Here is a 26,752-nt window from a genome sequence, read left to right as displayed (position 1 = left end):
CACGACGATGACGACGACCACGACGATGACGACGACCACGACGATGACGACGACCACGACGATGACGACGACCACGACGATGACGACGACCACGACGATGACGACGACCACGACGATGACGACGACCGGGGACGGGACAAGAAGCGCAAAGAGGACGACGAGGAACGTGGTCCGCCCGACCACGCCGGGCCACCGGACCACGCAGGTCCGAAGGACGACGACGAGGAACGTGGCCCGCCGGACCACGCCGGGCCGCCCGACCACGCTGGGCCGAAGGACGACGACGAGGACGACGACTGAGCGCTCAGCAGTCGCCGAGCGGAATTCGGAGCCCCGTCCCCGCTCGCTCGACGGTGGTGCCGAACGGGGCCGAGAGCGAACGCATCCGGTCGCGTAGCCACTCCGCGGCCGCGTCGTCGGCGGGCGTCACCCGCGAGTTCGAGATCTCGACCGGGACCAGTTCCAGCGCCGAGAGCGTGCCATCGCGGACGACCAGTTCGAACAGGAAGCTCCGGTCGTTGTGGAGGCCGTCCTTGACGAGGTAGTCGTCGACGAAGTCGCCGGCGTCGTAGACGATGGGGCGGCCCCGATACGTCTCGACGCCCTGTATCACGTGGGCGCTGTGGCCGTGGACGACGTCGGCCCCCCGGTCGACGAGCCATCGGGCGAACGACTGCTGGGTCTCCGAAGGCGCGGTCTCCCAGTTGGGTCCCCAGTGCAGCGAGACGATCAACAGGTCCGGGTCGCGCTCGCGGGCCCGTGCCAGCGCGCCGCCGACCCAGTTGCGGGTGAGCCGGTCGCTCGGTCTCAGCGGGGCGTAGGCGGTCCCTGCTGTGTCCGCACGGGCAGCGTAACTCGGTGACTGGTCGGTAGCAGCGACGACGGCGACGTCGACCTCGCCGACCGTGAGGTGGGCCGGTCCGAAGGCCGACTCTCTGTCCAGCCCTGACCCGGCCGTGTGCACTCCGGCGTCGTCCAGATGGGCGAGCGTGTCGGTCAGCGCCCGCGGCCCGAAGTCGAGAACGTGGTTGTTCGCCTGACTCGCGAACACCGTGCCGGCACTCGACAGGGCCGGAATTGCCCACGAAGGATGCGCTCGGAAGTGGAACGTCCGGCCGGGTCGCGGGTCGCCGCGGGCGGAGAGACAGCACTCCAGATTCAGGAACAGGCCGTCGAGCGCGTCGAGACGGGTCGTCATCCCGTCCCAGACGCCGGTCGGGTCGTCGCGCCAGCGGTCGTCGACGTTCCGACCCAACATCACGTCGCCGACGAACCCCAGTCGAGCGGTCTCCTCGGCGTCGACGGGGGCCGGACACTCGACGGCAACCTCGTCCACGCTGCCCAGACAGCCACCGAGGCCGGCGAGGGACGCAGCGAGGACGGCTCGGCGGGTCGGTGCCATTTCGTCAGTGACGAGGTGCGGGGGCCCCTTGAATGCGCTCCCGGGACTGGCCGCCGTGCGTATTCGAGGTGGTGATAGTCGAGTTCGTAGCCGGCGTCCAACGCCCGCTGCACTACCTCGCTCGATTCCCCGGCGCCGCGGGTCCACAACGAGGGCCCGGTGTCGTCCGCGCCGACGACGAGTCCCGGCACCGACACCGCCTCGTACTCGACGTCGTGGTCCTGCGTCGACGGCGCACTGCCCGCTTGGAATCGGTCTCGCATGGTCGAACGTAGGTGCCGAAGCTATCCAAGTTTCTCTCGCGTGCGGGACGGAGCCGGTTCACGCACGTTCTCGGCCCCACAAGAATTTCAGGCCGTCACGTCTACCGAACAGGTCTAGATGGAGACGGACTCGGACCGCCGCGCCCTCGCTGGTACCGTGACGCTCGTATCGCTCGGTCTCGTGATGGCGGCCGTCGCGTCCTACGACGTCGCCGAAGACGCCCTCGTACAGGGCGACCCCGTCGTCCTCACCCTGCTTGAAAACGCGGTTCCCTTCTCGCTCTCCCTCCTCGTCGTGGGCGCTGGCGTCCGCGTCTACACCGACGACGGGCCGCTCGAAGACCGCCTCACGGTCGCCCGCTGGGCGCTGGTCGGGACCGGTGGCGTCGCCCTGATGGTGCTGTGGACGCTCGGGTTCCAGCTCTGGCAGGGCAACGTCAAACCCGCGTTCATCGTCTCCTACACCGCACTTTGGGGCTGTGTCGCCGGCTTGCTCGTCGGCGTGTACGCAGTCAGACAGCGCAGACGCGAGCGGACTATCGAACGGGTCACCGACGTCACCGCCGAACTGTGGAACGTCGACACGGCGCTGGTCGGGGCGTCCTCTCGCGAGGAGATGGAACGGGCCGTCTGTGAGCGACTGACCGAAATCGACCGGTTCAGCTACGCCTGGATCGGCGACGCGACGGCCGCTGACGACGCCGTCGAACCGCGCGTCGCAAGCGGCGTCGATTTCGAGGGACGGGGCGCCGTTACCGACGGCGACTGCACCATCCAGCAGGCGGCCCGGCGCGACGACGCCCCCACCGTGGACGCGTCGCCGGACACTGACCGCACCGCCAGAATCGCCGTTCCGGTCCGGTACGACGGCGCGCCCTACGGCGTCCTCACCGTCGGTGTCGACAGCGCGGCCGCGTTCGGCACGTTCGAGCGTGACGCGCTAGACGGCCTCGGGCGTCGCCTCGGCGACGCCATCCACGCCCTCCGCTCGCGAGAAGCGCTCCTCGCGGACACGCTCGTCGAATTCACTGTCGAACTCACCGGCGCCGAGCAGTTCTGTACGTCCGCGACGGCGGCCACCGACGCGGCGCTCGAACTGTCGTCGGCCAACGCGACCGAGGACGCGCCGTTCGCCGTCTTCACCGTCACCGAGGGCGACCCAGAGGCCGTCGCGGACGCCGCCGAGGCACACGAAAGCGTCGCGGAAGTGGTCCCGCTCACAGACGGCGATGGCGCGCCCGGACTGCAGGTGTTGTACGACGACAACCCCTTCTTTACGAGTGTCGCCGAGGGGACGGGCCGACTCGCCGACGTGCGCGTCAGCGACGGGACGGCGACGGTCGAGGTCTGGTACCCCCGGTCGGCCGACACCGCCGACGCCGCACAGTTGCTCGGGACGCCGCCAGCGAAGACGGAACTGGTCGGCCGCCGGACCGTCGACATCGACCCGGACCACGTCGAGGCCGTCGAGGACCGGGTCCTCGACTCGCTCACCGATCGACAGGCGACCGTGGCGCGAACGGCGTACTACGGCGGCTACTTCGAGACGCCGAGAGCGCGCACCGGCGAGGAACTCGCAGCGTCGCTGGACATCACCTCTCCGACCTTTCACGACCACCTCCGGGCGGCGGAGTCGAAACTGTTCGAGGCGGTGTTCGAACCCGAACGTGGGGACTGACCCTAGTTTATGAGCCGTGGCCTCTTTCAGGTTGGAAAGCGTACATGAAGCCATGTTCCCCGACACCGTGGCCCGGATCTGTCGCGATGTCGACGACCTCGACGAGCCGCTGGCAGTCGCCGTGACGCGGGCCGTCGCCGACGCGAAGGGGGTCGACCCGACCACGCTTCGACCACTCGACAGGACACTCCCGAGCGATGCACTCACCGACCTCTACGACGACGCCGAGACGGAGCTAGCCGTCCAGTTCGAGTACGCCGACCACCCGGTGACCGTCCACGACGAGGGGGTCGTTCGCGTCTACCCGACCGACGCCTCGCTGGGAGACTGAGTCAACGCTCGACGGCGACGACGTGTGCGTCTGCCGGGTCGAACCCGACGACGACGTCGCCGTCCGGCGGATCGGTAGTCCGTAATCGAAGCGTCTCTCCGCCCCAGTCGAGGTGGGCACGCGTCGTCTCGCCGAGGAATTCCGTACTCGTCACCGTCGCCGAGAGCGTCGTCTCGCCGCCGGAGAGCGAGAGGCGCTCGGGCCGAAGACAGAAGGTGAGGCGGTCGCCGACGGCGACCCCGTCACGACTGTCGAGACCGACGCCGAGCGATTCGCCGCCGACGTCGACGGTCGCGGCAGGGCCATCTGCTCCCACGCCCACGTCGGTCACCTCGCCAGAGAGGACGTTGTTGTCGCCGATAAACGACGCGACAAAGCGGGTAGCCGGCTCGCGGTATATCTCCCGTGGTGTCCCCACCTGTTCGATATGCCCGTCGCGGACGACCGCCACGCGGTCGGAGACGGCCAGCGCCTCCTCCTGATCGTGGGTGACGTACACCGTCGTGATGCCGAGTTCCCGCTGAATCTCGCGGACCTGCACGCGCAGGCGCTCGCGGAGTTTCGCGTCCAGCGCGCTCATCGGTTCGTCCAGCAGGAGTAGGTCCGGCCCGGGTGCGAGCGCCCGGGCCATCGCGACGCGCTGCTGTTGCCCGCCCGAGAGCGTGTCGGGGTCGCGCTCTTCGGCCCCGGCGAGGTCGACCAGTTCCAGCAGGGTCGACACCCGTTCGTCCCGCGAGACGCCACCGGGCGGGTCGGTAAAGCGCAGGCCGTAAGCGACGTTCTCGCCGACGCTCATGTGCGGAAAGAGGGCGTAGTTCTGGAAGACGACGCCCACGTCGCGGGCCTCCGGCGGGACGCCGGCGACGCTCTCACCGTCGAACCTGACGGTGCCGTGCGTCGGCGTCTCGAACCCCGCGAGCAGGCGGAGCGTCGTCGTCTTGCCACAGCCAGAGGGACCGACGAGCGTGAAGAACTCGCCCTCCCGGACCGACAGCGAGACGCCTTTCAGCGCGGTGGTGTCGCCGTAGCGTCGGGTGACGCCGTCGAGCGCGACCGCCGGCGTCTCAGAAGCCACCCTCGGCACCTCCCAGTCGGTCGATGACGACGAAACTGCCGGCCGTCACGACGAGCAAGACGACGCCCATCGCCGTCGCGGGGCCGAGTCGGCGGCCGATGAACCGCTCGATGGCGACGGGCATCGTGAACTGGTCGGTGCCGGTCGCCAGCACCACCGTGGCGGAGAACTCGCCCACCGAGATGGCGAAGGCGAAGGCGGCGCCGGCGACGACGGCCGGCCACACCAGCGGCAACTCCACGTCCGTGAGCACCCGTGCGCGGGGCGCGCCGAGCGCCCGTGCGGACTCGACCAGCGACTGGTCTACGCTCTCCAGTCCGGGGGCGACGGTGCGGACGACGAACGGGTACCCGGAGACGGCGTGGGCGGCGACGATGGCGACGGCGCCGCCGACGGCGAGGCGCGTGCCACCGATTTCGACGCCGAACACCAGCCCTCGCAACAGGCCGATGCCGACGACGATGCTCGACACCGCGAGCGGCGCCATCCCGACGGCGTCGACGAGTTTCCGCCCGCGGTACTCGCGGGTGGTGAGGACGGCGACGACGACGCCCATCGGCAGAGCCAGCATGAGCGACCCGACGCCGAAGGCGAGCGAGTTGCGAACGGCGTCCCACGGCGTCACCTGAAAGGCCGCAGCCGTCGCCTGTCGCCGGACGAGGAACTCGTAGTGGGCCAGCGTCAGGCCGTCCGGCCCGCTCACGCTCGCGTACACCATGCTGGCGATGGGGGCGACGAAGACGGTCAGGGCGACGACGCCGTACGCCGCGAGGCCCGCCCGCGGGAGCAGATCACCGAGCGAGCGTGACGGCGGACGAAGCGGCCGCCGCGGGAGCGGTCGGATGCCGCGCGACCGGGCGCTGTGGCGCGCCTCGTACCGGAGGTAGGCGTACAGCAGTCCGAGCGAGATGACCAGTTCGACGATAGCGAGCGCGGCGGCCTCGGCGTACTCGAAGTCCCGTAGCAACTGATAGACGAACACTTCGACCGTCGCGAGTTGGAACCCGCCCAGCGCGAGGACGATGGGGAACGTGCCGAACGTGAACACGAAGGTAAGCGCCGCGCCCATCAGCACCGAGGGGTACAGTTGCGGCGCGACCACGTCCAGAAACGCCCGGCGCGGACTCGCCCCCAGACTCCGGGCCGTCTCGACGGCGCTGGCGTCGACGGACTCCCACGCCGCCGTCGTCACGCGGGCGACCAGCGGCGCGTTGTAGAACGCGTGGGCGATTATCACGGCCTCCAGCGTGAACAGCAGGTCGACCGCCCCGAGGCCGAGTGCGCCCAGCACGGCGTTCAGCGTTCCGCTCTGGCCGAACGTGGCGACGAATCCCACCGCGACCATGATGGAGGGGAGGACGAACGGCAGGATGGTCAGCGAGCGCAGGGTCCGCCGGCCGGGGAACTCGTAGCGGGCCAGCAGGTACGCCGCCGGCAGTCCGAGGACGACGCTCGCCACCGAGGAGAGCGCCGCCTGATACGCGGTGAACCCGACGACGCCGAGTCGCCGGTCCGCCGATAGCAGGTCTCCGAGCACGGCCAGCGGCGACTCGCCCGCCGCCAGCCCCGCGAGGTCACCGACGTAGAACGGGTCGGTGAGGATGCTGACGAACACCGAGAGTGTCGCCTGCCCCTCGACGAGGACGCTGTCGACGAACACCGTCGCCACCGGGTAGTAGAAGACGACGAGCAAGAGCGCCACCGTCCCGACGGCTACCGCCGGGAGCACGTACCGTTCGAGGCGAGCGCGGACCCGGTTCTCTCCGGCCCTGCGGCCCGCCCCCGTCCCGTCGGCGGCGTCGGGCACGTCAGTTCTGGGCGAACTGCTGGCTCCAGTCGTCTACCCACCCGCTGACCGAGCCCTGCAGTTCGTCGTAGGTGAACGTCACCGGTTCCGGCGGTTCCAGCGCGAACTCCGCGTAGTCGCTGGGCAACTTGGCGTCTGTCGTCGCCGGGAACGAAACGTTCCGCACCGCGATTTCGCCCTGTACCTCGGGACGCAGGAGGAACTGCATGAACTCGCGAGCGAGGTCGGGTTCGTTCGCGTTCTCGAAGACGGCCATCCCCTCGGGGTTGGCGTATCCCTGGTCGTTCAGGAAGCGAATACGGTGTTTCTTCAGATTCTGGTCGTAGCGGTTGGCGTACACCCGGTCGGTGGAGTAGGAGGTGACGATGGGGGCCTCGCCCTCCGACCACGCGCTGTACGAGTCGTCCCACGACCCCAGCACGCGGACGTCGTTGTCCTGGAGGTCGGCCCAGTAGTCGAGGTAGCCGTCGGCGCCGAACTGCTTGACGGTGTGGAGCATGAACGCGCGGCCGGTGTCGGAACTGCTCGGGTTCTGCGTGATGAGGTCGCCGGCGTGGTCCTCGGCCAGTAGCCCCTCGAAGCTCTCCGGGGCCGTCGTCGCCGTGCCGTCGAAGACGAGGCTGACGTAGCCGGTGTCGAACGGAACCGCGCGACCCTCCGGGTCGAACGTGAGGCCGTCTTTTATGTCACCCTGTCCGCTCACGCCGCCGGCGTCGGCGAACAGCGACTCGTCGAGCGTCTCGTCGACGCGAACGAGGTCGTCGGCGTTGAGCCCCACGTAGAGGTCGGCCTCGACGTCGACGCCGGCTTTCTTGCGCTCGATGTAGTGGTTGAGTTCGTTGCTCGGCGTCTGCCACACCAGTCGGGCGTCGAACTCGCTCTCGAACTGCTCTTTGAGCCACGCACCAGGGCTGGAGGAGGGCGCGTCGATGAACGGGCTGTAGGTGCCGACGACGAGCGTCTGCTTGCTCTCGGTACTCGTCTCGCCCGTGGTCCCGATACCGCTACACCCTGCCAGCGACGTCGCGACCGTCGCGCCGGCCGCCGCGAGGAAACTGCGTCTCTCCATTACGGCGTGGTCACACCCAGTGGTACTTAACCCCCGTGTTCTCCGGAAACGCGGTGTGAGTCCGCAGAACAGACCGTTCGCCGGGCCGTCTCGCCGGACTCAGCCGAACAGGAGGACGGCGTGCGCTCGGGTCGGTGGGCACCCGGGACCGAGTTTTAGGTGCCGGGCGGCGTAGCTCGACGCGATGGACCTCGTCGGCAAGTGCCCGCCGGACCCGAACTCGCTCGACGCCGCGGCCGACCGTGGCTTCGACAGCGTCGAACTCCACCTCCGCCCCGCCGACTTGGCGGACGTGGCGGCGACGGCCGCGGCGGTCGAGGCCGCGCCCGTCGACGCCGCCACGGTGCACACGCTCCACGCCCGCCCGGACGACGCCGAGCCGTTCCGCCGGAGCGACGCGCTGGCCGCCCGCCTCGACGCCTACCTCGTCGTCCACAGCCAGTACGCCCAGCACACGCACGTCGACACGCTGGAGGGGTACGACTTCGACGCCCCGTACGGCTACGAGAACAACCCCGGCGCGAGCACGTTCCACCTCCGGAATCTCGTGCTAGACCGGGGCCACGACCTCGTGCTGGACACGGCACACCTGTTCATGTCTCAACCCGACTACCTCGACGGCCTGACGGACCTCCTCCGAGCCGACGGCGACCGGGTTCGCGTGGTCCACTTCAACGACGCGACGCCGACCGAGGACGGCCTCCCGGTCGGTGCCGGGGCGGTGCCCCTCGAACGCACCGCCCGACTCCTCGACGCCCACTTCGACGGGCGCGTCGTCCTCGAAGTGATGCCCGACCACCAGACCGACGCGCTCCGGCAGGTTCGAGAGTGGGTGGGCTGACGCGCCCTCGGACACACCTTTTTCTCGGTCTGCGCCGATTGTCCCGACAGGATGTCAGCCGACGTGCTCGACCGGGCCCCCGACGACCGCGTGCAGGTGCTAGACCCCGACGGCGAGGTAGTCGCGCCGGACCTCCTCCCGGACCTCGACGACGCGGAACTCGTCGAGATGTACCGGGACATGCGGTTTGCCCGTCGGTTCGACGAGCGCATGATAAGCCTCCAGCGGCAGGGCCGACTGGGGACGTACTCCTCGCTGGCCGGCCAAGAGGGGGCACAGGTCGGGTCGACGTACGCGCTGGCCGACACTGACACGCTGTTCTATCAGTACCGTGAACACGGGGCGCTGGTCGCCCGCGGCCTCCCGTGGGAGTATCTGCTGTACTGGATGGGCTACGAACGGGGCAACGCCGCGCTCGCCGACGTGAACGTCTTCCCGCTGAACATCTCCATCGCGGCCCACATCCCCCACGCAGTCGGGTGGTCGTGGGCGGCCAAACGCGACGGCGACGAGCAGGTCGGCGTGGTCCACTTCGGTGACGGCGCCACCTCGGAGGGTGACTTCCACGAGGCGATGAACTTCGCCGGCGTGTTCGACACCCCGACCGTCTTCGTCTGTAACAACAACCAGTGGGCCATCTCGGTGCCCAGAGAGCGCCAGACGGCCAGCGCCACCATCGCCCAGAAGGCGAACGCCTACGGCTTCGACGGCGTGCAGGTCGACGGGATGGACCCGCTGGCCACCTACGTCGTCACGAAGGCGGCCCGCGAGCGGGCGCTGGACCCGGCCGAGGACGAACCCCGGCCGACGCTGATAGAGGCGGTCCAGTACCGCTTCGGCGCCCACACCACTGCCGACGACCCGGAGGTGTACCGCGACGAGGCGGAAGTCGAGGAGTGGCGCGACCGGGACCCGCTGGCCCGGTTCGGCGCGTTCCTCTGGGACCGTGGCCTGCTGGACCAGGAGCGCCTCGACGCGATGAACGAGGCGATAGACGACGAGTTGGCCGACATCGTCGACCGGGCCGAGGACGTGGCGGCGGACCCGACGGACCTCTTTGCCGACGTCTACGCCGAGTCGACCGACGAACTCGACGCACAGCGCGAGTACCTGACCGACCTTCGTGGGCGCCACGGCGACGACGCCTTGCTGGACGAATGACCACACGCCCGCGTGGATTCGAGGGACGGCGGGCGGACCGGTCGCCAATCGTGCGCGTATCCACACATACATGAGCGTGGTTGTGGTAGGGCCAGTATGGTCCAGATCGACCTGACCACCAGTCAGGAGCAGACGCTGACTGCACTGGTCAACCACCACCGCTCCGCCGACGGGCCGGTGAAAGGCCAGACCATCGCCGACGACGTCGACCGGAGTCTGGGCACCGTCCAGAACCAGATGCAGAGCCTCGCCCAACTCGGCCTCGTCGAAGGCCACTCCGGTCCGGAAGGCGGCTACGTCCCGACCGAACAGGCCTACGCGGCGCTCGGTCGGGACCCCGGCGCCGAGACGGAGTCGCTCACCGTGGCCCGTGACTTCGAGCGACTCGACGTCACCGTCGATGGGATACGGTTTACCACCGTCAACCACCCCGAGGAGTGCCGCGCCCAACTGCACCTCCAGCAGTCCGTCGGCCAGTTCTCCGTCGGCCAGGCCGTCGCGGCCGGGCCGACGCCGAAGCACAACCTCGTCGTCGCGGGGACCATCGTCGCCATCGACGACACCCAGAACACGCTCATCCTCGACATCGCACAGGTCGAGGCCCCGGTCGAACCGCCGGAGTGAGCGCCGCAGCGTCGGTGTCGGTCGTCGCGTTTGCGGTACCAGACGCGTTCACCGACCGACGATTTCTCCCTCGTCTATGTGCCGTCGGCTGACACGGCGGTCCCGCACGGCGAACGTACCGACCAACTCGACGGTCTCGCCGTCGAAGGCGGTCGATTTACCCGCCTGTGGGTCGACCAGCGGGTATGAGAGACTCGTTCGACGAATTCGACCACGAGACGCACATGCGTCGGGCGCTCGAACTCGCCCGCGAGGCGGCCGACCGCGGGGACCGGCCGTTCGGGTCCGTCCTCGTCAGGGACGACCGGATAGTGATGGCGGCGTCGAACCGCGTCGTCTCCGAGGAGGACGTGCGACGCCACCCCGAACTCGACCTCGCGATGCGGGCCCGTCGCGAGTTGTCGCCCGAGGAACGCGCCGAGACGGTCATGTACACCAGCACGGAACCGTGTCCGATGTGTGCCGGCGGCATCCGCCACGCCGGTCTCGGTCGGGTCGTCTACAGCGTCGGCGGCCGGGACATCGGCGACTTCACGGACCAGAGCGCGCCCGTCCAGTCGGCGGCGATTCTGGCCGGCGTCACCGAGGTGGTCGGTCCGGTCTTACACGAGGAGGGGCGGGCGATACACGAGGCGTTCGACTGGTAGTCACCGCTGCCACTCGTAGAACCACCACGCGCTCCCGAGCAACATGAGGCCAGCGCCGAGTGCGGAGGTGGCCGGTTCGGGGATGACGAACAAGACGAAGCCGACGACGAGCATCGTCACGGGCTCTATCTCGTCGTAGTACTGGATGAGAGACATACGGCGACTCTACGGCGGCCTCCCTCAAAGCGGTTGGTGCGGCACTCGCAGGTGGGAAAGAGACTTGAGACAGCTGGCCGAGCTCGGGTACACGATGGCTCGCGCCGACGACTGGCTCGGCCATCACAGCAGGAGCCCCGACATTCGGTCGTCGGGCCTCTGGCACGTGACCCACGTCGAGGGGGGCCTACGACCCGGCGTTTCTCGACCGGGCCGTCGACGCGACGGCACCGCCGTGACCCGTCCGAGCGAGTCGCCGACGGCATGCATACTCCGGCCGGGGCTATATCCGACCGGACGCGGTACCTACGGGCGAGACGATGACTACTGTCCACGACTCGCCGCTGAACAGACTCAGCGTGCTCTCGACGCTCGTCGACGCCGCGTTCGCGTTCGTCCGCGGCCGAACCAAGAGTGGCCTCGTACTGCTCGGTGCCGCCGCCCTCTCGCGGCGCGTCCCCGGTATCGGTACGGCCGCGTCGGTGTTGCTCCGACTGGTTCGACGGCTCCGATAACGGGCACCGAGGCACTGCCTATCGTCGGTCAATAGCGCACTAACCGCGAGGTAACGCGGCGATAGCGGCGTTGAGCGGCGTTATTGCGGTGTTAACGCCACGTTATCGCCAGCTACGTACAGACGAACCGGTGGTTGACTCGTGTCGTCCTCCGGCGACGTCACTCCATGTAGCCCAGCGATTCGAGTCGGCTCTCGACTTCCTCTCGGTCGACGGCGTCGTAGCTCGCGTCCTCGCCGTCCGAGACGGACGCCAGTACTTCCTCGACGACGAACTCGACGTAGGCGCTCGCGTCCTCGAAGTCGGTGTACTGGAGTCGCTGTTCGACGTCGTCGACGAGTGCCGTCGGGAGTTCGACGCGGGTGACGCTCTCCGCGGGGACATCGGAGCGTGGCATGGACGATGAGAGTGCGGGCTATCGTAAAAACGCCAGCAACCGTTCAGACGCTCCGCCGCACAAATTGCGTGTTTATCGGCTGAAACAGTCGACTTATCTGCTGAATAATAACCCACGCTCTCTGACTCCCAGATGGCACATGCCCGACGACCAGAGCGTGGTCCTCGTCACTATCGATAGTTTCCGTACCGACTACTGTGGCGTCGCAGCCGGCGATACCGACACGATGCCGACGCTCGCGGCCCACGCCGAGGACGGATTGGTGTTCGAGAACGCCGTCGCCCCGGGTGCCGCGACGTTCGCGTCGGCCACCTCCTTTCTGACGGGGACGGACCCGGTCGAACGGCCGGACGCCGCCGGTGCGACCCGCGAGGACATGAAAGCGCACGTCCGCGAACACATGGCCGCCCGACGGAGCGTCGCCGAGGAGTTCTCCGAACGCGGCTACGAGACGGCCGCGTTCACCGCGAACCCGTGGACCTCGCGGTACTTCGGGTTCGACGAGGGGTTCGACCGCTTCGAGGACTTCATGGAGAACGACGCGTCGAGCGACCTCCTCGAAGGGGGCGAACAGGAGAGTACCATCGGGACGCTGGCGATGAACGCCGCCAACTGGTGGCAGGGACAGGACATGTTCATGTCGTGGGAAGCGCTCGCAGACGAAATCACCGAGTGGACGGCACAGGCCGACGACCCGTACTTTCTCTGGGTGTTTCTGGTCGACAGCCACCTCCCCTACCTTCCGCCGAAGGAGTACCGGACACAGTCCCGACTCAAGACCTATCCCGCCAACATGGGGCTGTTCCTGAGTCGGGACTTGCCGTTCGAGTCCATCCTCCACGACGTGTTGACCACGGCCTACGAGAACTCGCTTGCGTACACCGACGAGTTCCTCTCGTTCCTCACTGACGAGGTGGGCGAGGACCCGCTGTTCGTCGTCCACGGCGACCACGGTGAGGCCTTCGGTGAACACGGGATGTACGGCCACGGCCGGCAACTGTACGAACACCTCGTGAACGTGCCGCTCGTGGTCTGTAACGGGCCGTCCGGTCGCGTCGAGGAACCGTTCTCGCTCAGTCGTCTCCCGGCGCTGTTGCACGGCCTCGCCAGCGGTGACGAGTCAGTCCCCGAGCGACTCACAGAGCCCTACGTCTACTCCTCGACGCGGATGCCGAACGTCGCCGTCCGCGGGAAAGATTGGAAGTACATCTGGTCGCCCGACGACCGGGAACTGTACGACTTGACCGACGGCGAGGATGCGGAGGTCGACGACGAGGACCTTCGGGCGGTCGGGCAGGACCTCGTCGACTTCTGGCTCGGGTCCCAATCGGAGAAAGAGCGGGTCGTCGCCGCCGCAGCGGAGCTCGCCGAGAGCGGGCGGGTGTAGCGAGCGAGTCGCGACGAACCGGTGTACGGACTCTGCCGGTCGCCGTTACGCCTCGACGACAGTCGTTCCCTCGACCCGCGAGAGGTCGGGATTTTGCAACACGCGGTCGCGCCAGATGGCGAAGGTGATGAGATTCCACGTCACCGGACCGAACTGTTCGACGTGGTCCTCGTACATCGCCGCCGGGACGAACTCGGGCGGGTCGTACCGCTCGAAGACGTTCGTCAGCGGTCCGTCCTCGAAGTAGCGCTCGACGGGGAGTGAGCCGGCACCTTTCGGCTGACGGACCGGATAGGCCGGCAGCCGTCGCTTCAGGAGCGACTTGAGGAGGTGTTTCGGGGTGAACGATCCCCGACCGCCGACGTAGCGTCTCGCCGGTGGCACCGAGAGCGCACAGGCGGTCAGTCGTCGGGTCTTGAACGGGGCGACGAGTTCGTGTCCGTGGACGTAGCCCAGTTGGCGCCACTGTTCGGCGGCGTTGTGGCGGAACGCACTCAGCAGATGACCGAGTTCCGCGTGGTCGACGAACCGCCCGCCCGAGGATCGCTCGACGCGCCGTTGCACGTACTCGGTCTGTCGTCGGAACCGCGACTCGACGGTCGCTTCGTCGGTACACTGCGCTACTACTTCGGGGTCGGTGTAGAACGGCAACCGCTGGGCGAACGCCGATGGGTCCGTGATCGGTCGGTCCAGCCACGACGCGATGTCTGGGAGGTGCGTCGCTCGCGGCAGGACGCTCGCGACGCCACGTCGCCACAGCGTGGTCAGACCGGGGGCGGCAAACAGCGGCGCGAGGCGGTCGGCGACGCGTGCACCCTTCACCGCGGGCAGGCCAAACAGCGCGTCGGCACCCTCTCCGTTGACGTAGACCCCGCTCTCGGCGGCCCTGAACACGGCGTCGGTGAGTACCGTCTGGTTGTAGTGGGACGGAAACCCGAGTGCGTCGACGCTCGCTTCGAGATGTGAGAGGAACGCCGACTCCGCGACGTCGTGGCGGTCGGTCGGCACGTCCAGCATCGCCACCGCTCTGTCCGCGGCGTCGACCTCCGAGGCGAACTCCGGCGAGTCCGTCGCCATGACGAGAGCGGGTGCGTCACCGAGGTAGGTGTGAAGCAGCGTCGAGTCGACGCCGCCCGAGAGCATGTTCCGAACCCGACGGTCCGGAAGCGTCTCGTCGAGAACCGTCGTCAGTACGTCGTGGATTCGCGATGGCGCGGTGTCGACGGCGGTCTCGCCATCGGGGTCGAGGCGATCGACGAGGCGCGTCTGTCGGTCACCGGTCGCCGGGTCGTAGGTGAGGTGACACCCGTGTTCTAGCCCCCGAATCGCCTCGACGTACGTCTCCGGTTCGATGGGGTTCCGAAAGAGCAGGTGGTCGGCGACCGCCCGCTGGGATACCGTGCGGTCCTCGACGGGGAGTTCCGCGAGTGCGTTCCGGAAGCAGTCGGCGACGACGACCGGTCCGTCCGGAACGTCCGCGACGTAGACGTTTCGCGTCGCCGTGACGCTCCGGTAGGCGTCGAGTCGCCCGTCGTCCCCGATTCGGACCGCGACGGCGTCGTCCGCGTCGAACCCTTCGACGATGTCGTCGACGTCGGCCCCGGTCTCGATTTGCTCGGCCAGTCTGTTCGGTCGAGTACCGGCGAGTATCCACGTTCCATCCTGTGTCACGACACGGTTCGCCGTCGGGGAGGCCCAGACGACGTGGAGGGCGTCATGCATGCAACGTATGAACCACCGACAGGATTCCCTTCCTTATCAGCCGCCTAATTCGCACCAAGGAACACGTCGACCACAGCGGTAGTCGTTCTGTCACGGGTCCTGTTCGGACCCAAGCAGCACTCGGCGCGCTACAGCGCCGACGCGAGCGAGGCCGTGACTCACAGCGACTGCTCGGGGTCCCCGGCTAAGAGCATGTCAGCGACCATCTGGTCGAACACGTCTCCGTCGACGGATTCGACGACGCGAGTCCGTGGTTCGCCGTCGGTGATGCCGAGTTCGTCGACGAGGCTGTACCCCCGGGTCATCCCCTCGCGTTCGTCCACGTCGACGAAGTACGTCCCCGCCTCCGTCACGAGGTCGGGGTTGACGAGACACGCCATCGCGAGCGTGTCCGGTTGAGTGGCGGCGTCGACGCCGAACCGCTCTTTCGAGAACTCGCGGGCGTGGCTCGTGATCGCGGTAAAGAACTCGGCGTAGGGCGTGTCCGCGTCGGCGAACCTGTCGAGTTCGTCCCCGTCGATGGTCCCGTGGCGGACCGTCAGCCCCCAGTCTACGAGCGTCACGTCGAGTTCGTTCACCACTATCTTCGCGGCGTCGGGGTCGACCCAGAAGTTGAACTCCGCGGCGGGCGTGTCGTTGCCCAGCGTGTTCACCGCCCCGCCCATCACCCACACCTCGTCCAGCAACTCGTTCAGGTCGGGTTCGCGTCGGATCGCCATCGCGACGTTGGTCAGCGGGCCGATACAGGCCAGACTCACCTCGCCGGGCGATGCCCGGACCGTCTCGACGATGGCGTCGACGGCGTGGCCGTCCGCCGAGGGGATGCCCGTATCGGGATAGAGGTCACCGCCCAACCCCCCGTCGCCGTGGACGTGGTCGACGTGTTCGAAGTCCTTGAGTAGCGGACGACGCGCTCCCTCGTAGACCGGCACCGCGTCGGCGACGCCCGCCAGATCGAGCGTGTACTTCGCGTTCTCGACCTCGTACTCGAACTCGACGTTACCGGCGACGATGGTCAGCGCCTCCACGTCGATGGCGTCGGCGAGGGCGGCCATGAGAATGGCTTGCGTGTCGTCGCCCGCGGTGTCCGTGTCGATGATGAGCCTTTCTACCACGTCAGTAATACACACGGTCCGGACTTAATTCTCGCGGCGGGGCGTCTCCGACGTAGCTAGCGGTGCGGCGCTCCCGTCGAACCCTGCGTTCGTTAGCGACCCACACAGTGAAGACGACGCGGTCGGATGGACTCTCTATGTCGAGCGACCCGTCGGCAGCGGACTTCCGTCGCCGCCTTCGCGCCCGATTTCGGGAGTACGTCCGTGATGCCGCGACGCCGTTCGACGCCGTCTCTCTCGACGAGGACGTCGGCGAGAAGCGGGCGGCTATCGTCGTCGAGTCCGCGCGGACTGGGGGACTGGCCGTCGTGGTCACGAGTGAGACGGCGGGGCCGCTGGCTGCCGATGTCGTCGAGCGAGCGTGTGAGTACGCGGCCGAGGCGGGCGTCGACCACGTCGCCACCTGCAACGCCCGTGACCTCTTTCTCTTTGCGGACGCCGACGCCGCTGCCGGCGCGTACTACTACCTCGACTTTCGCCCCGTCGACCTCGGGGACCCGACGCTCGACGGCCGCCTTCCGGCGCTCCTCGACGCGGTTCGGTCGCTCGCCGCCGACGTCACCCTCCCGGAACAGGCGGCGCGAAAACGGCTACTCGGCACCGTTCAGTCGTTTCACGGTGCCGTCTGGCCCCGACTCCGAACGCTCGCACGGGACTCCTACGAAACGAACCCGTCGTTCACGGCGGGGTTCGACGCGTGGGTCGAGGCGAACGACTACGCGCCACTCGACGCGGATGCACGATTCACACTCGCTGCGAAACAGTACGCCTACCTGTTAGCGACCGAGGCGCTGTTTCTCGACGTGCTCTGTGAACAACCACCCGACTCGGCCGAACCCGGGGTGACGGTCGGATCACTGGTCGACGGGGTCGCTGTGGACAGCGTCGAACACCACCTCGAAGGCCGGTGCGAACTCGACCACGACCCGGAAGTCGAGAGCGGTCGCTCGCTGTTCGCGTCGTTTCCGCACGACGCGGACACGCGGACCGCGCTCGGGACGCTACTGGACCGTCTCGACGCGACGGCGCTCTCGGACGTCGAGGAGGACGTGCTGGGGGAACTGTACGAACGACTCGTCCCCGCGAGCGAGCGCAAGGCACAGGGGCAGTTCTACACGCACCCCGACGTGGCGGCGGCGATATGCGACTGGACCCTCCAGTCGGACGGCGACCGGGTTCCACGAGTGCTCGACCCGGCCTCGGGCAGTGGGACGTTTCCCGTCGAAGCGTACCACCGCATCCGAGACGGGTCGTCGACGGCGACCCATCAGGAGGCACTCGACAACCTCGTCGCCGTCGACGTCAATCGCTTCCCCCTCCGTCTCACCGCGCTGAACCTCTCGTCTCGGACCGTTCGCGAGCAGACCGAGGCGGTCCATACGCTCGCCGACTCCTTTTTCGACGTCTCACCGCGCGACGAACGGCTTCCCGACGCCGGGACCGAGAGGCGTCGGCCGGGGTCGTTCGATGCGGTCGTGGGAAACCCGCCGTACATCCGCCAAGAGGACCTCTCGCCGGACAAAGAGCACTTCCGTGAACACCTACGGGCGTACGGTCCCGAGGACGCGACGCCCTACTACAGCGGCGCGGGGAAGCTATCGAAGCAGTCCGATGCGTACGTCTACTTCGTCACGCACGCGCTACGGTTCCTCAGGGAGGGGGGCCGACTCGGCGTCGTCGTCCCGACGAAGTGGCTGACGACGAAGTACGGCGAGTCCTTTCAGGAGTTCCTCTACGACCAGACGAAGGTCCACGCCGTCGTCGGATTCGCCGACAGGGCGTTCTCGGCGCTCGTCGACACCGTCCTCCTGTTCGTCGAGAAATGCGCGGACGAACGGGCGCGTCGGGAGACGACGACGGACTTCGTCCGGGTGAAAGAGCGACTGCCGCCGGAGACGCTCGCTTCGGTCGCTGGCTCCCACCGTTCCGTCCCGGACGACCGACTGTTCGACATCGAGACCCACGACGAGTACCGCGTCACCAGCGTGCCCCAGCAACACTTGGCGGAGCAGGGCGGCCAGAAACTCGGCTACTACCTCTACGGGCCGAGTCCGTTCGTTCCGCTCGTGAACAGCGAGAAGACCCGGCGGCTGGACGCCTTCGCCGACGTCGCCTTCGGCAACAAGACGGGCCACAACGGCTTCTTCCTGCTGGACGAGGACGACGTCGCCCAGTGGGGCGTCGACGAGCGGTTCCTGCGACCCGCCATACGGTCGATTCGGGACATCGACTCCGCTCGGCTGGACGAGACGGGCCAGTATCTGCTGGACTTCCACGAGTACGTCGAGGCGTTCGAAGCCGACTGGACTGGCCTCCGGTCGACGCCGGACCTCGCGGCGGCCGTCAAAGACCAGTTACGCGAGGACGGCTATCACTCCACCCTTCGGTATCTCGAATACGGCGAGGACGAGGGCGTCCCTGACGGACGTACCGTCTCCACCCACACGCCGTGGTTCAACCTCGGCGAGCTGCTCGTCCCCGACGTACTCCACCCGGTGTTCTACAACGAACGGGTGTTCACCGTCGAGAACGCCGGCGGGTTCGCGCCGACGAACGCCATCCAGTGTGTCGACGTCACCGACCACGAGAACGTCCTGCCCCACGTCCTCAACTCGACGGTGTACAAGATTCTGCTCGAACTGTGGGGTCGCCACGAAGGCGGCGGGGCGCTCCAACTACTCACCTACGAGGTGGCCTCGGTGCCCGTGCCGAACCCCGACCTGATGAGCGACGAAATCAGAGACCGGATTTCTCGGGCCGGACGGGCGCTGGTGCGGGGGGAGCGCGGGGCTCAAGACGGCCTCGACGCGGCGTTGCTGGACTTTCTGGAGTTGGACATGTCGCCCGGAGAGTTGCAGGCGGCCCACCGCGGGATGGTCCGCCAGCGCGTCGACGGGGCCGCGTCCGAGAACGTGCAGGTGCGAGCCGTCGACGATCTCGACGACTACGACTTGGACTCGCTGATTCCCGAATTCGAACCCGAGAGCGACTACAACGCGAGTCTGCGCGAGTTCTGAGCGGTCACGGGAAAGAAAGGGAGGACTTCTGATACTACTCACCGGGCCTATGTCCGGCGCATGTCACATTAGAGACTCCAAGAAATAGACTATTTGTCACTAGCTAACATACGCGTTTTCGTCGCTGTTGTTTCCGCCCGCAATTCGACGAATCGGCTGTTTAATCGACTGTGCGCGTTGCGCGAATCAGAGTTGGGGCGGGGGAGACTGCCGTTTGGACTTGTTACTCAGTTACTCAAACGTTCAGATACTGTGCTATTGTGAGGGCATTATCCGTGTTTCGACTGTTGTAGGAGTGTGAAGAATGTAGTGGGGTCAATCTCATCCGATGATATGATGGATGCGTTGGCTGATTTTCAGCGACGGAAACTGTTGGTTGCGTTGTTAGAGCATAATCCACAAGATGACGCGCCAGTCGTTATCGCTGACTCTGAAAGCGAATCTGATGCCGTCGACCGTCTCGTGTCGATGCATCACGTTCACTTGCCGAAGTTGGCCGACTACGGGTTTATTGAGTGGAACCAAGACACGCACGAAGTAATCAAGGGGCCGAAATTCGACGAAATCAGGCCACTGCTCGAACTACTGGATAACCACGAAGATGAACTCCCCGCTGACTGGTTGTAATTCGACCACTGTTCTCCTTGTCCTGTATCGAACGATTCGTCAGTTGGGTATGCCAACCGTTCTATGACACCCTCGAACAGGAGTCCAAGGCTCTGTTGAAATCCCATCCTTCAGATACAGTATCGAGTAAAATATTCGGTCGCTGAAGATTGCGTGCCACTGAAGTGGTGTATAGCTGGTTCGATGGTATGAACGAACAAGTAGACGTATGTCTGTTCAGCTGCCGCAAGAAGGATTCGACGACCAATTAACAAAAGAACCACAGTAGTCCAACGTGGATTCGAATTTGATGAAGCGAGCTGTCCCAATATTGGCCCTCCTGATCCTCCTTGCCGGATGTATGGCCGGCACTGGAACACCGACAGACGAGCGGTGTAACGTTTCGTTTGAGGAGGTCACGTCCAGTTCGGTCATCGAGATCACGCAAGTCGTTGAGAATAATGGTGCGTTGGAGGTTTCCTACGAGGCCAATCAGACCGTGAACACGGTGGAGTTGACGGTGGGCAGCCAGGCAATGAATACGAATCAACCCGTGCCGAAGGGAACCCACGTAATCTCGATACCCACCGATCAGCTTGAGAATGGAAGCGTCACACTACGGGCTAACAATCCTGAAAACCAAACCCTTGCCGAGTACCGGATTAACACGACCAACTGTACTGAGAAAGGCTAGCCACCTGCAATTGTTTTCCAAAGAACATCAAAAAGTCGGTCTCAGTGGCTTGTAGACGGAGCCTCTACTTATGACCTGTTCGTGCGACCTCAGACCGCTTAGTTAAAACCGTTGCTCGGGATTGTGTTCTGGCCCGATATCGATTAGTTCGGAGTGTTCAGTTGTCGAGAAACTTCAGGATTCTCTCGCATCTGTCCGAGTTGCTGTTGGTTTTCGATATTCTGGGCTAAGTTAAGTAGTTCTCTGCCTCGCAGTTCAATCCACGTTGTTCCAAGGCGACTCCGCTCTTCCTCAGTCGCCGGAATCCAGTAACAATCTCCAATGAACTTCTTGCTACCCTTGGACGCAAACGCGAATGCAGTAGTCTCCTCCGGCACCGAGGCTAACGCTTCCTGAACGGCAATCAGATACTTCGTCCCCAATGCGACGAAGACCGAGTCGTAGCCTTCGGCAAGAATTTGCCGGAGGTCCTGAGGAATATTTTTCGCCCGGCTAACAGCCGCTACCAACTCGTTGTTAGTCATCGTATCTACGTCGAGGTTCATCCTTTCTGCCCGTTGACGAACCTGCTCAAGCTCGCTGAATGTACATTCGTAGGACGGAATCTCTGTTCCAGCAGAGAGGACACCAAACCCGGCAGAGACGATACGCCAATCAACATTGGCAAACTCCGAAAGCTGTTGTACAGCTGATTCGATATGCTCGTGTTCGCGTCCCGTGTACATCTCAGCCGCCGAAGCGACTGCATCAGGATACTCGCTCAGTAACTCTGTCCGCTCCCGCGAGTCTATCTCGTCGGGACCAATAACGGCATCAAATCGCTTCGTTCCGGAACAAGGTGAAATAATGAGGACATCCAGTCCCATCGGTGTATTCTTATTCTGAATGACTATTCAGAGAACGAAACTCTTTGTGGACGTACTGGAGTAGCATATGTTAAGGAAAAACGATGGAACGACGTGAGGATATTAACCGACTCTATGGACTCCTTGACGAGTTAGAGCAGACAGTCGGAGGCAAACAGAAACTCAAGGACTGCACCGGTTACATGGACTGGCCCGACCGGGGCGTCTACATCTTCTTCGCGCCGGACGAATACCGAGAATCTGGCGACCAGCTTCGAGTAACTCGTATCGGGACTCATGCGGTCTCCGAAGGAAGTAGCACGTCGCTCTGGAACCGACTTCGAACGCATCGAGGAGCGAAACGCGGGACCTACGAAGGTGGCGGAAATCATCGAGGTTCCGTCTTTCGAAAACGAGTTGGAGAATCGTTCGTAGAGTGCGACGGCCTCTACGACGAGTATCCGCAGTGGGGGAGTGGTTCGACTGCGAATCGAGAACTGCGACTCGATGAACTCGAAATGGAGCGACGAGTGAGCGACTACCTCCGTGAGCTTCCGTTCCTCTGGCTGAACGTCGACGACGAACCGAGCGCCGATAGCCAGCGGGCTTACATCGAACGAAACACGATTGCGCTCCTCAGCAACTACCAGCGAGACGCCGTCGATGCCCGTTCAGACGACTGGCTCGGCCAGTACAGTCGAAGCGAGAAAATCCGTGAGTCCGGGCTGTGGAACGTGAACCACGTCGACGAGGCGTACGACCCGGCGTTTCTGGACGATATCGCCGCCGCTATCGACGACACTGACTCCGTCTGATATCGAAGCTCAGTCGGTAATAGTGCGGCCTCGGCACTCATAGGGTTCGTCACCGTCGGGGAGTCACCCCGACTCGGAACGCACTGTCGTCATCGGCCATCGGAGATACCGACTCCGGCGGTATGACGGTTCCCCCTCGCGGGCGCACAGGAGAACAAACGATAAACCGGGTCGAACCCTTCCGGCGAGCATGAAGCGACGACGTCTGCTGGCGATGGCGGGGGCCGTCGGCGCCCTCGCGGGGTGCGGTGGGGGGAGCGACGCGACGGGGGAGTCCCTCGAGGATCACCCGGCGGCGGCGAACTACCGCGAGCAACCGCGGATTGGGGAACTGGGCGGCCACGTCGTTCTGGCGTTCGAGGACCCGTCCTGTCAGCGCTGTGCAGCGTTCCACGAGAACACGGTGCCGAAGATCCGGTCGAACCTCGCCGACTCGGGGACGGGCGCGTACGTCGTCCGAACCTACCCTGTCGTCTTTCCGTGGGGCAAGCCGGCGACGCAGGCGCTCGAAGCGACCTATGCCCGTGACGACGAGGCGTTCTGGTCGCTGTTCGAGCACTACTTCGCGACGCGCTCGCAGTTCACCGTCGACAACGTCTTCGAGCGGACGGCGTCGTTCCTGAACGCCGAGACGTCGCTGGACGGCGACGCCGTCGCACAGGACGCCCGAGACGAGGCCTACGACGACGCCGTGCAGGCCGATATCGCGGCCGCCGAGAACGCCGGTCTCGGCGAGACCACCCCGGTCATCCTCCTGTTTCGCGACGGCGAGTTCGTCACGAAGGTCAACGGGAGCGTCGGATACGAGGTCATCGCCGAAGCGCTCGGGGAGGCGAACTGATGAGCGCGACCCGAATCGGTCGGCGGTTGCCGGTTCGGGGCCGCGACTGGCGGCTGATGGGTCGGACGGCGCGACTCGTGCTGACGCTCCCGGTGTACGCCGCCGTCGCCGTCCTCGCGGGAGTCGTCTCGCTGACGGCGTTCGTCGTCTCGCTGAACGTCCCGCTGGTGCTGGACCTCGTTGTCGGCGGGTCCCTGCCGCTGGCGAGTCGGCTGACGGTCCTCGTCGAGTTGTACCCGTTCGTCGGCACGTTCTTCCACCCGGCACAGGGCGTCTTGCTGGTGGCCGTCGCCGCGCTGACCGGCGTGGACGTAGCGATAGCGACCTATCACTTCCGGGAACACGGTTTGCAGATTCGACAGGGCGGGGCCGGCGCCGCGGGCGTCCTCCTCGGGACGCTCGGGGCCGGGTGTGCGGCCTGCGGGTCGGCCGTCCTGCTGGGACTGCTCTCGCTGTTGGGCGTCTCGACGTCGCTCCTCTTTCTCCCGCTTGACGGACTAGAGTTCGCCGTCGGTGCGCTCGTCGTCCTCACGCTCTCCATCTACTGGCTCGCCGACGGGATGCGCGGCGGCGAGATAAACGGTTGCCCGGTCGATATCTGAGCGGCGGTCTCATACTGGTGGCTGTAACAAACTGAAGTACTTCGCCACCCCGGGGTGGCGAATATCGTTACGAACTTACAGCCACCAGTATCAGTCGTCCGTCGCCTGTTCGCTCGCCACGCTCGTGTGGTCGACGTCGACCGTCGCGTCGGTGTCGTACTGCTGGAGTTCGAACTGCAGGGTCTCTGCGTCGGTCGCGAACGTGTCGACGCTGTCGACCATCTCGCCGACGACGGCGTCCTGCTGGTCGGCGGTGGTTGCTACCTCGCCGGCCTCCGTCGCGGTCTGGTCGGCGATAGCGCTGATGTCGTCGATGCGTTCGACCACGTCCTGTGCGGTGCTGGCCTGCTGGTTCGTCGCGCGGTCTATCTCCTGAATGCTGTCGTTGACGTCGACGGTGGCTTCGACGACGTCTTCGAGCGTGGTGATGGTCTCGGAGATGGTGTCGCTCCCGCGGTCGACGGCGGACTCCATCGTCTCCATCGCCTCGACGGAGTCGCCGACCTGCGAGCGGAGCGTCTCGATGAGCGTCTCGACGTCGGCCGTCGCGTCTTTCGTCTCGCTCGCGAGTTGCTTTATCTCGTCGGCGACGACGGCGAACCCGGACCCGGCCTCGCCGGCCCGGGCGGCCTCGATAGAGGCGTTCAGCGCCAGCATGTTCGTCTCCTCGGCGATACTGTCGATGACGTCTAGGATCTCGGCGACGTCGCCGGCTATCTCGTCGAGTTGCTGGACTTCGCCCGCGGCGGTCATCGACCGATGGCGGATGGCGTCGACGGCGCTCTGGGCCTCCGAGGAGGAGTGTTGGGCGTCCCGGCCGAGTTCCGCGGCGGTGTCGCTCCGGTCGGCGATTTCGGTGACCGACGAGGCCATCTCTTCGGTGGTCGCCGAGAGGTCGCTGAGTTCGTCGGCGGCCGCCGAGAGTTGCGCTCGCTGGGTCGACGCGCCGTCGGCGATTTCGTCGACGCTCGCGGTGACGGACTCGGTTTCGCTACGGACCTGTTCGCCCTGACTCGCGACCAGACCGCTCTCGTCGGCGATACGCGCCGAGATGGCCTGCCCCTGCGCGATGGCCCGTTCGAGCGCGTCGAGCGTCTCGTTGATGGCCGTTCCGACCTCGCCCATCGCGTCGCTCATGCTCTCTGTGTCGACGCGGGCGGTCAGGTCGCCGTCGGCCGCGGCCGCGAGCGTATCGCGGTACTGGGTGGCTTTCAGTTCGAGGTGACTGGAGAGTGCTTCCATCTCGTTTCGTTCGTGCTCGGCGGCCGCTGTCGCGTCTTCGGCCTCTTCGCGGGCCGCTTCGGCGCGCTCCTGTGCGCGTTCGGCTTCGCGTATGGACTCGCCCAGCGAGTGGGCCGTCCGTTCGAGCGTGTCGTACGTCTCGCCGATTTCGTCGACGCGGTCGACGCCGAAGTCGATGTCGTACTCGCCTTCGTCGACCGCTCGGGCTTTCTGGTTTATCTCGATTATCGCACGGTACAGCTCACAGTACCCCAGGAATCCGGTACAGAGGACGATGGCGGCGGCGAAGGCAACAGCGGGTAGCGCATCGGAAAACAGCGTCGCCGCGATAGCCGGACCGACGACGACCGAGATGAGCGCGAGCAAGAAGAGGCGGACGCCGAAATCTCGACGAAGCGGGCCCGGGAGGTACGGTTCGGCGGTCATCGGCACGGCACCGACCGAGACGAGCAGTCGGCCGACGAGACGGCTCTCGGCCGTTTCGGGACTCATCTATCCTCCTCCGTACGACGGGCGTCGGCGTGCAGCGACTGCAAGCGAGGTGTCGAATCGGGCATATTCCAAGGTAGCGGCCCGTAGTCTCAAAAAATAGGGCCCCGGATTATCACAGTTGATGCTCGCGGGCCGCCGACCGTTCAGTTCGTCGTCGTGATCTCGACCACGTCGCGGTGGTCCAGTTCCGTGTCGGCACCGACCTGCCGACCCGAGCGAACGTCGTGGGCGTGGAGGAACCCCTCGCCGATGTCCGTATGCAGGAAGTACGCGAAGTCCTCGGCGGTCGACCCGTCGGGCAGGACGAAACAGTCCTGCAGGAACGTGCCGTCGTCCTGTGGCTTTCGCGCACCGGGGAAGACGGCGATGGCGTCGAGTTCCTCGAACAGCGCCGTCTCCAGTGCCTGCTGGACGCCGGTGCCGTCGAACTCGTCGACGAACTCGCGAATCTGTTCGAGGCCGGCAGCCTTCTCCTCGGGGAGGTCCGCCGTGACCTCGAAGTCGTCGTCGCCGGGCCGGTACTCCAAGACGCCCTGTTCGTCGCCGTTCTTCAGGGCCTTCTCGGCGTGGGCCGAGACGGGGACGAACGTGAGGTGCTCGTACTCGGGGTCCGAGGTGACCGTCTCCCAGTTGTCCTGTGCCGCCGGGGTGTCCATCTTGTTGGCCGCGATGACCATCGGCTTGGTGCGGATGCGGATCTCGCGGGCCAGCGCCTCCCGGTCCTCGTCGTCCCACGTGTCGGGGTCGAGTTCCATATCGAGCGAGAGGACGACCTGCTTGATCTCGTCCTCGCTGATCTTGAACGCCGACATCTGCTCTGCGAGGTCGGCCTCTATGTCCTTGTCCTCGCCGTGGTAGCCCGAGCGGTAGCGCTCGATGCCTTTCTCTAGGACGTCGAGGTACCACATGTCCAGTTCGTTCTCCAGAAAGTCGATGTCCTCGCGGGGGTCGTGGTCCTCGGTCGGTTCGCCTTCGAGGTCCGTCTCGCCAGTGAAGTCGACGACGTGGATGAGCACGTCGGCCTCGTTGAGGTCCGAGAGGAACTGGTTGCCGAGTCCCTTGCCCTCGTGGGCACCGGGGACGAGGCCGGCGACGTCGACCAGTTTCGTCGGGACGAACCGGACGCCGTCGGCACAGTAGCCGTGGTTGGGGGTACAGCTATGGTCGAACTCCGGGGCTGCACACTCGACGCGGGCGTACGCTTCGCCCATCGAGGGGTCGATGGTCGTAAACGGGTACGCCCCCTCGGGGACGTCGTTCATCGTCGCCGCATTGAAGAACGTGGACTTGCCGACAGAGGGCTTGCCGACGAGTCCGATCTTGTAGCTCATTGGGAACTAGCAGGCCAATCGGCGGCTAAAACGTTGCCAAACGGAGCGCGAGCGCGTGTGAGTGGCAGGCACAGGAC

The 26,752-nt window shown here is 65.9% G+C and carries 25 protein-coding genes and 2 pseudogenes; 16 read left to right on the top strand and 11 right to left on the bottom strand.

Features of this window, described 5'->3' with window-relative positions; genetic code table 11:
* Positions 1-300 (top strand): annotated as a pseudogene (locus IEY28_RS14515) (hypothetical protein); the annotation flags it as partial.
* 4 nt (positions 301-304) lie between these two features.
* Here IEY28_RS14515 and IEY28_RS14510 read toward each other — a convergent pair.
* Positions 305-1,402: a CapA family protein gene (locus tag IEY28_RS14510; RefSeq protein ID WP_188999144.1), complete on the bottom strand. Its 1,098-nt coding sequence runs from the start codon at positions 1,400-1,402 to the stop codon at positions 305-307.
* Positions 1,403-1,783: 381 nt separating this feature from the next.
* Here IEY28_RS14510 and IEY28_RS14505 point away from each other — a divergent pair, with 381 nt between their 5' ends.
* The gene (locus IEY28_RS14505) at positions 1,784-3,343 is read left to right on the top strand and encodes a helix-turn-helix domain-containing protein (protein ID WP_188999141.1); all 1,560 of its coding nucleotides are present in this window, start codon (positions 1,784-1,786) and stop codon (positions 3,341-3,343) included.
* 52 nt (positions 3,344-3,395) lie between these two features.
* Positions 3,396-3,674, top strand: coding sequence for a HalOD1 output domain-containing protein (locus IEY28_RS14500; RefSeq protein ID WP_188999138.1), 279 nt, complete (start codon positions 3,396-3,398; stop codon positions 3,672-3,674).
* A gap of 1 nt (position 3,675) precedes the next feature.
* Here the strand turns inward: IEY28_RS14500 and IEY28_RS14495 are convergent, their stop codons facing one another.
* The 3 genes from IEY28_RS14495 to IEY28_RS14485 are packed head-to-tail and all read right to left on the bottom strand — an operon-like array spanning position 3,676 to position 7,625.
* Positions 3,676-4,749: an ABC transporter ATP-binding protein gene (locus IEY28_RS14495; RefSeq protein WP_188999135.1), complete on the bottom strand. Its 1,074-nt coding sequence runs from the start codon at positions 4,747-4,749 to the stop codon at positions 3,676-3,678.
* On the bottom strand, positions 4,739-6,556 hold the full coding sequence (locus IEY28_RS14490) for an ABC transporter permease (protein ID WP_188999132.1): 1,818 nt from the start codon (positions 6,554-6,556) through the stop codon (positions 4,739-4,741). The genes IEY28_RS14495 and IEY28_RS14490 overlap by 11 nt, the downstream gene beginning before the upstream one ends.
* 1 nt (position 6,557) lies before the next feature.
* Positions 6,558-7,625, bottom strand: coding sequence for a thiamine ABC transporter substrate-binding protein (locus IEY28_RS14485; protein ID WP_188999129.1), 1,068 nt, complete (start codon positions 7,623-7,625; stop codon positions 6,558-6,560).
* A 184-nt stretch (positions 7,626-7,809) separates the two neighbouring features.
* Between IEY28_RS14485 and IEY28_RS14480 the strand changes: the two genes are divergently transcribed.
* The 4 genes from IEY28_RS14480 (at position 7,810) to IEY28_RS14465 (ending at position 10,898) form a co-directional block, all read left to right on the top strand.
* A complete protein-coding gene (locus IEY28_RS14480) occupies positions 7,810-8,466 on the top strand; it encodes a sugar phosphate isomerase/epimerase family protein (RefSeq protein WP_188999126.1) in 657 nt (218 codons plus the stop codon).
* A 51-nt stretch (positions 8,467-8,517) separates the two neighbouring features.
* Positions 8,518-9,627, top strand: a complete 1,110-nt coding sequence (gene pdhA, locus IEY28_RS14475; RefSeq protein ID WP_188999123.1) for a pyruvate dehydrogenase (acetyl-transferring) E1 component subunit alpha — start codon at positions 8,518-8,520, stop codon at positions 9,625-9,627.
* 96 nt (positions 9,628-9,723) lie between these two features.
* The gene (locus IEY28_RS14470; protein WP_166971894.1) at positions 9,724-10,251 is read left to right on the top strand and encodes an HTH domain-containing protein; all 528 of its coding nucleotides are present in this window, start codon (positions 9,724-9,726) and stop codon (positions 10,249-10,251) included.
* A gap of 185 nt (positions 10,252-10,436) precedes the next feature.
* Positions 10,437-10,898: a nucleoside deaminase gene (locus IEY28_RS14465; RefSeq protein WP_188999120.1), complete on the top strand. Its 462-nt coding sequence runs from the start codon at positions 10,437-10,439 to the stop codon at positions 10,896-10,898.
* On the opposite strand, the gene IEY28_RS14460 is transcribed toward IEY28_RS14465, so the two are convergent.
* Positions 10,899-11,054 (bottom strand): hypothetical protein, encoded by a 156-nt coding sequence (locus IEY28_RS14460; protein WP_188999117.1) that lies wholly within the window; start codon positions 11,052-11,054, stop codon positions 10,899-10,901.
* Here IEY28_RS14460 and IEY28_RS21050 point away from each other — a divergent pair.
* A pseudogene (locus tag IEY28_RS21050) lies at positions 11,044-11,226 on the top strand (hypothetical protein); the annotation flags it as partial. The gene IEY28_RS14460 and the pseudogene IEY28_RS21050 overlap by 11 nt on opposite strands.
* 148 nt (positions 11,227-11,374) lie before the next feature.
* The gene (locus IEY28_RS14455) at positions 11,375-11,569 is read left to right on the top strand and encodes a hypothetical protein (protein WP_166971884.1); all 195 of its coding nucleotides are present in this window, start codon (positions 11,375-11,377) and stop codon (positions 11,567-11,569) included.
* A gap of 160 nt (positions 11,570-11,729) precedes the next feature.
* Here IEY28_RS14455 and IEY28_RS14450 read toward each other — a convergent pair whose 3' ends face one another.
* On the bottom strand, positions 11,730-11,966 hold the full coding sequence (locus IEY28_RS14450) for a hypothetical protein (protein ID WP_188999114.1): 237 nt from the start codon (positions 11,964-11,966) through the stop codon (positions 11,730-11,732).
* Positions 11,967-12,105: 139 nt separating this feature from the next.
* Here IEY28_RS14450 and IEY28_RS14445 point away from each other — a divergent pair, with 139 nt between their 5' ends.
* Positions 12,106-13,353 carry a sulfatase-like hydrolase/transferase gene (locus IEY28_RS14445; protein WP_188999111.1) on the top strand — a complete coding sequence of 416 codons (1,248 nt, stop codon included), beginning with the start codon at positions 12,106-12,108 and terminating at the stop codon, positions 13,351-13,353.
* Positions 13,354-13,398: 45 nt separating this feature from the next.
* Here IEY28_RS14445 and IEY28_RS14440 read toward each other — a convergent pair whose 3' ends face one another.
* Positions 13,399-15,075 carry an asparagine synthase-related protein gene (locus IEY28_RS14440; RefSeq protein ID WP_188999105.1) on the bottom strand — a complete coding sequence of 559 codons (1,677 nt, stop codon included), beginning with the start codon at positions 15,073-15,075 and terminating at the stop codon, positions 13,399-13,401.
* Between the two features lie 158 nt (positions 15,076-15,233).
* Positions 15,234-16,199, bottom strand: coding sequence for a nucleoside hydrolase (locus IEY28_RS14435; RefSeq protein ID WP_420842328.1), 966 nt, complete (start codon positions 16,197-16,199; stop codon positions 15,234-15,236).
* A 128-nt stretch (positions 16,200-16,327) separates the two neighbouring features.
* On the opposite strand from IEY28_RS14435, the gene IEY28_RS14430 reads away from it, so the two are divergent.
* From IEY28_RS14430 to IEY28_RS14420, 3 genes are all read left to right on the top strand, one after another.
* The gene (locus IEY28_RS14430) at positions 16,328-19,207 is read left to right on the top strand and encodes an N-6 DNA methylase (RefSeq protein ID WP_188999097.1); all 2,880 of its coding nucleotides are present in this window, start codon (positions 16,328-16,330) and stop codon (positions 19,205-19,207) included.
* 333 nt (positions 19,208-19,540) lie between these two features.
* On the top strand, positions 19,541-19,834 hold the full coding sequence (locus tag IEY28_RS14425; protein WP_188999093.1) for a DUF7344 domain-containing protein: 294 nt from the start codon (positions 19,541-19,543) through the stop codon (positions 19,832-19,834).
* A 310-nt stretch (positions 19,835-20,144) separates the two neighbouring features.
* Positions 20,145-20,507, top strand: a complete 363-nt coding sequence (locus IEY28_RS14420; protein ID WP_188999090.1) for a hypothetical protein — start codon at positions 20,145-20,147, stop codon at positions 20,505-20,507.
* Positions 20,508-20,650: 143 nt separating this feature from the next.
* On the opposite strand, the gene IEY28_RS14415 is transcribed toward IEY28_RS14420, so the two are convergent.
* Positions 20,651-21,373 carry a hypothetical protein gene (locus tag IEY28_RS14415; RefSeq protein WP_188999087.1) on the bottom strand — a complete coding sequence of 241 codons (723 nt, stop codon included), beginning with the start codon at positions 21,371-21,373 and terminating at the stop codon, positions 20,651-20,653.
* An 83-nt stretch (positions 21,374-21,456) separates the two neighbouring features.
* On the opposite strand from IEY28_RS14415, the gene IEY28_RS14410 reads away from it, so the two are divergent.
* The 3 genes from IEY28_RS14410 to IEY28_RS14400 all read left to right on the top strand — a co-directional run bounded on the left by IEY28_RS14410 (position 21,457) and on the right by IEY28_RS14400 (position 23,610).
* Positions 21,457-22,167 (top strand): GIY-YIG domain-containing protein, encoded by a 711-nt coding sequence (locus IEY28_RS14410; protein ID WP_188999083.1) that lies wholly within the window; start codon positions 21,457-21,459, stop codon positions 22,165-22,167.
* A 190-nt stretch (positions 22,168-22,357) separates the two neighbouring features.
* Entirely contained in the window at positions 22,358-23,008 is a 651-nt protein-coding gene (locus IEY28_RS14405) for a DsbA family protein (RefSeq protein ID WP_188999080.1), read from the top strand.
* Positions 23,008-23,610: a hypothetical protein gene (locus IEY28_RS14400; RefSeq protein ID WP_188999077.1), complete on the top strand. Its 603-nt coding sequence runs from the start codon at positions 23,008-23,010 to the stop codon at positions 23,608-23,610. Before IEY28_RS14405 ends, IEY28_RS14400 begins: the two co-directional genes overlap by 1 nt.
* A 90-nt stretch (positions 23,611-23,700) precedes the next feature.
* Here IEY28_RS14400 and IEY28_RS14395 read toward each other — a convergent pair whose 3' ends face one another.
* Both IEY28_RS14395 and IEY28_RS14390 read right to left on the bottom strand, forming a co-directional pair.
* Positions 23,701-25,344, bottom strand: coding sequence for a methyl-accepting chemotaxis protein (locus IEY28_RS14395; RefSeq protein WP_188999073.1), 1,644 nt, complete (start codon positions 25,342-25,344; stop codon positions 23,701-23,703).
* A 143-nt stretch (positions 25,345-25,487) separates the two neighbouring features.
* Positions 25,488-26,675, bottom strand: coding sequence for a redox-regulated ATPase YchF (locus IEY28_RS14390; RefSeq protein ID WP_188999070.1), 1,188 nt, complete (start codon positions 26,673-26,675; stop codon positions 25,488-25,490).
* Between the last annotated feature and the right edge of the window lie 77 nt (positions 26,676-26,752).

The organism is Haloarcula pellucida (assembly GCF_014647235.1).
Lineage (GTDB): Archaea > Halobacteriota > Halobacteria > Halobacteriales > Haloarculaceae > Haloarcula > Haloarcula pellucida.
The sequence above is the reverse complement of the archived record's forward strand: the minus strand, read 5'-3'. Positions and strand labels throughout refer to the sequence as shown.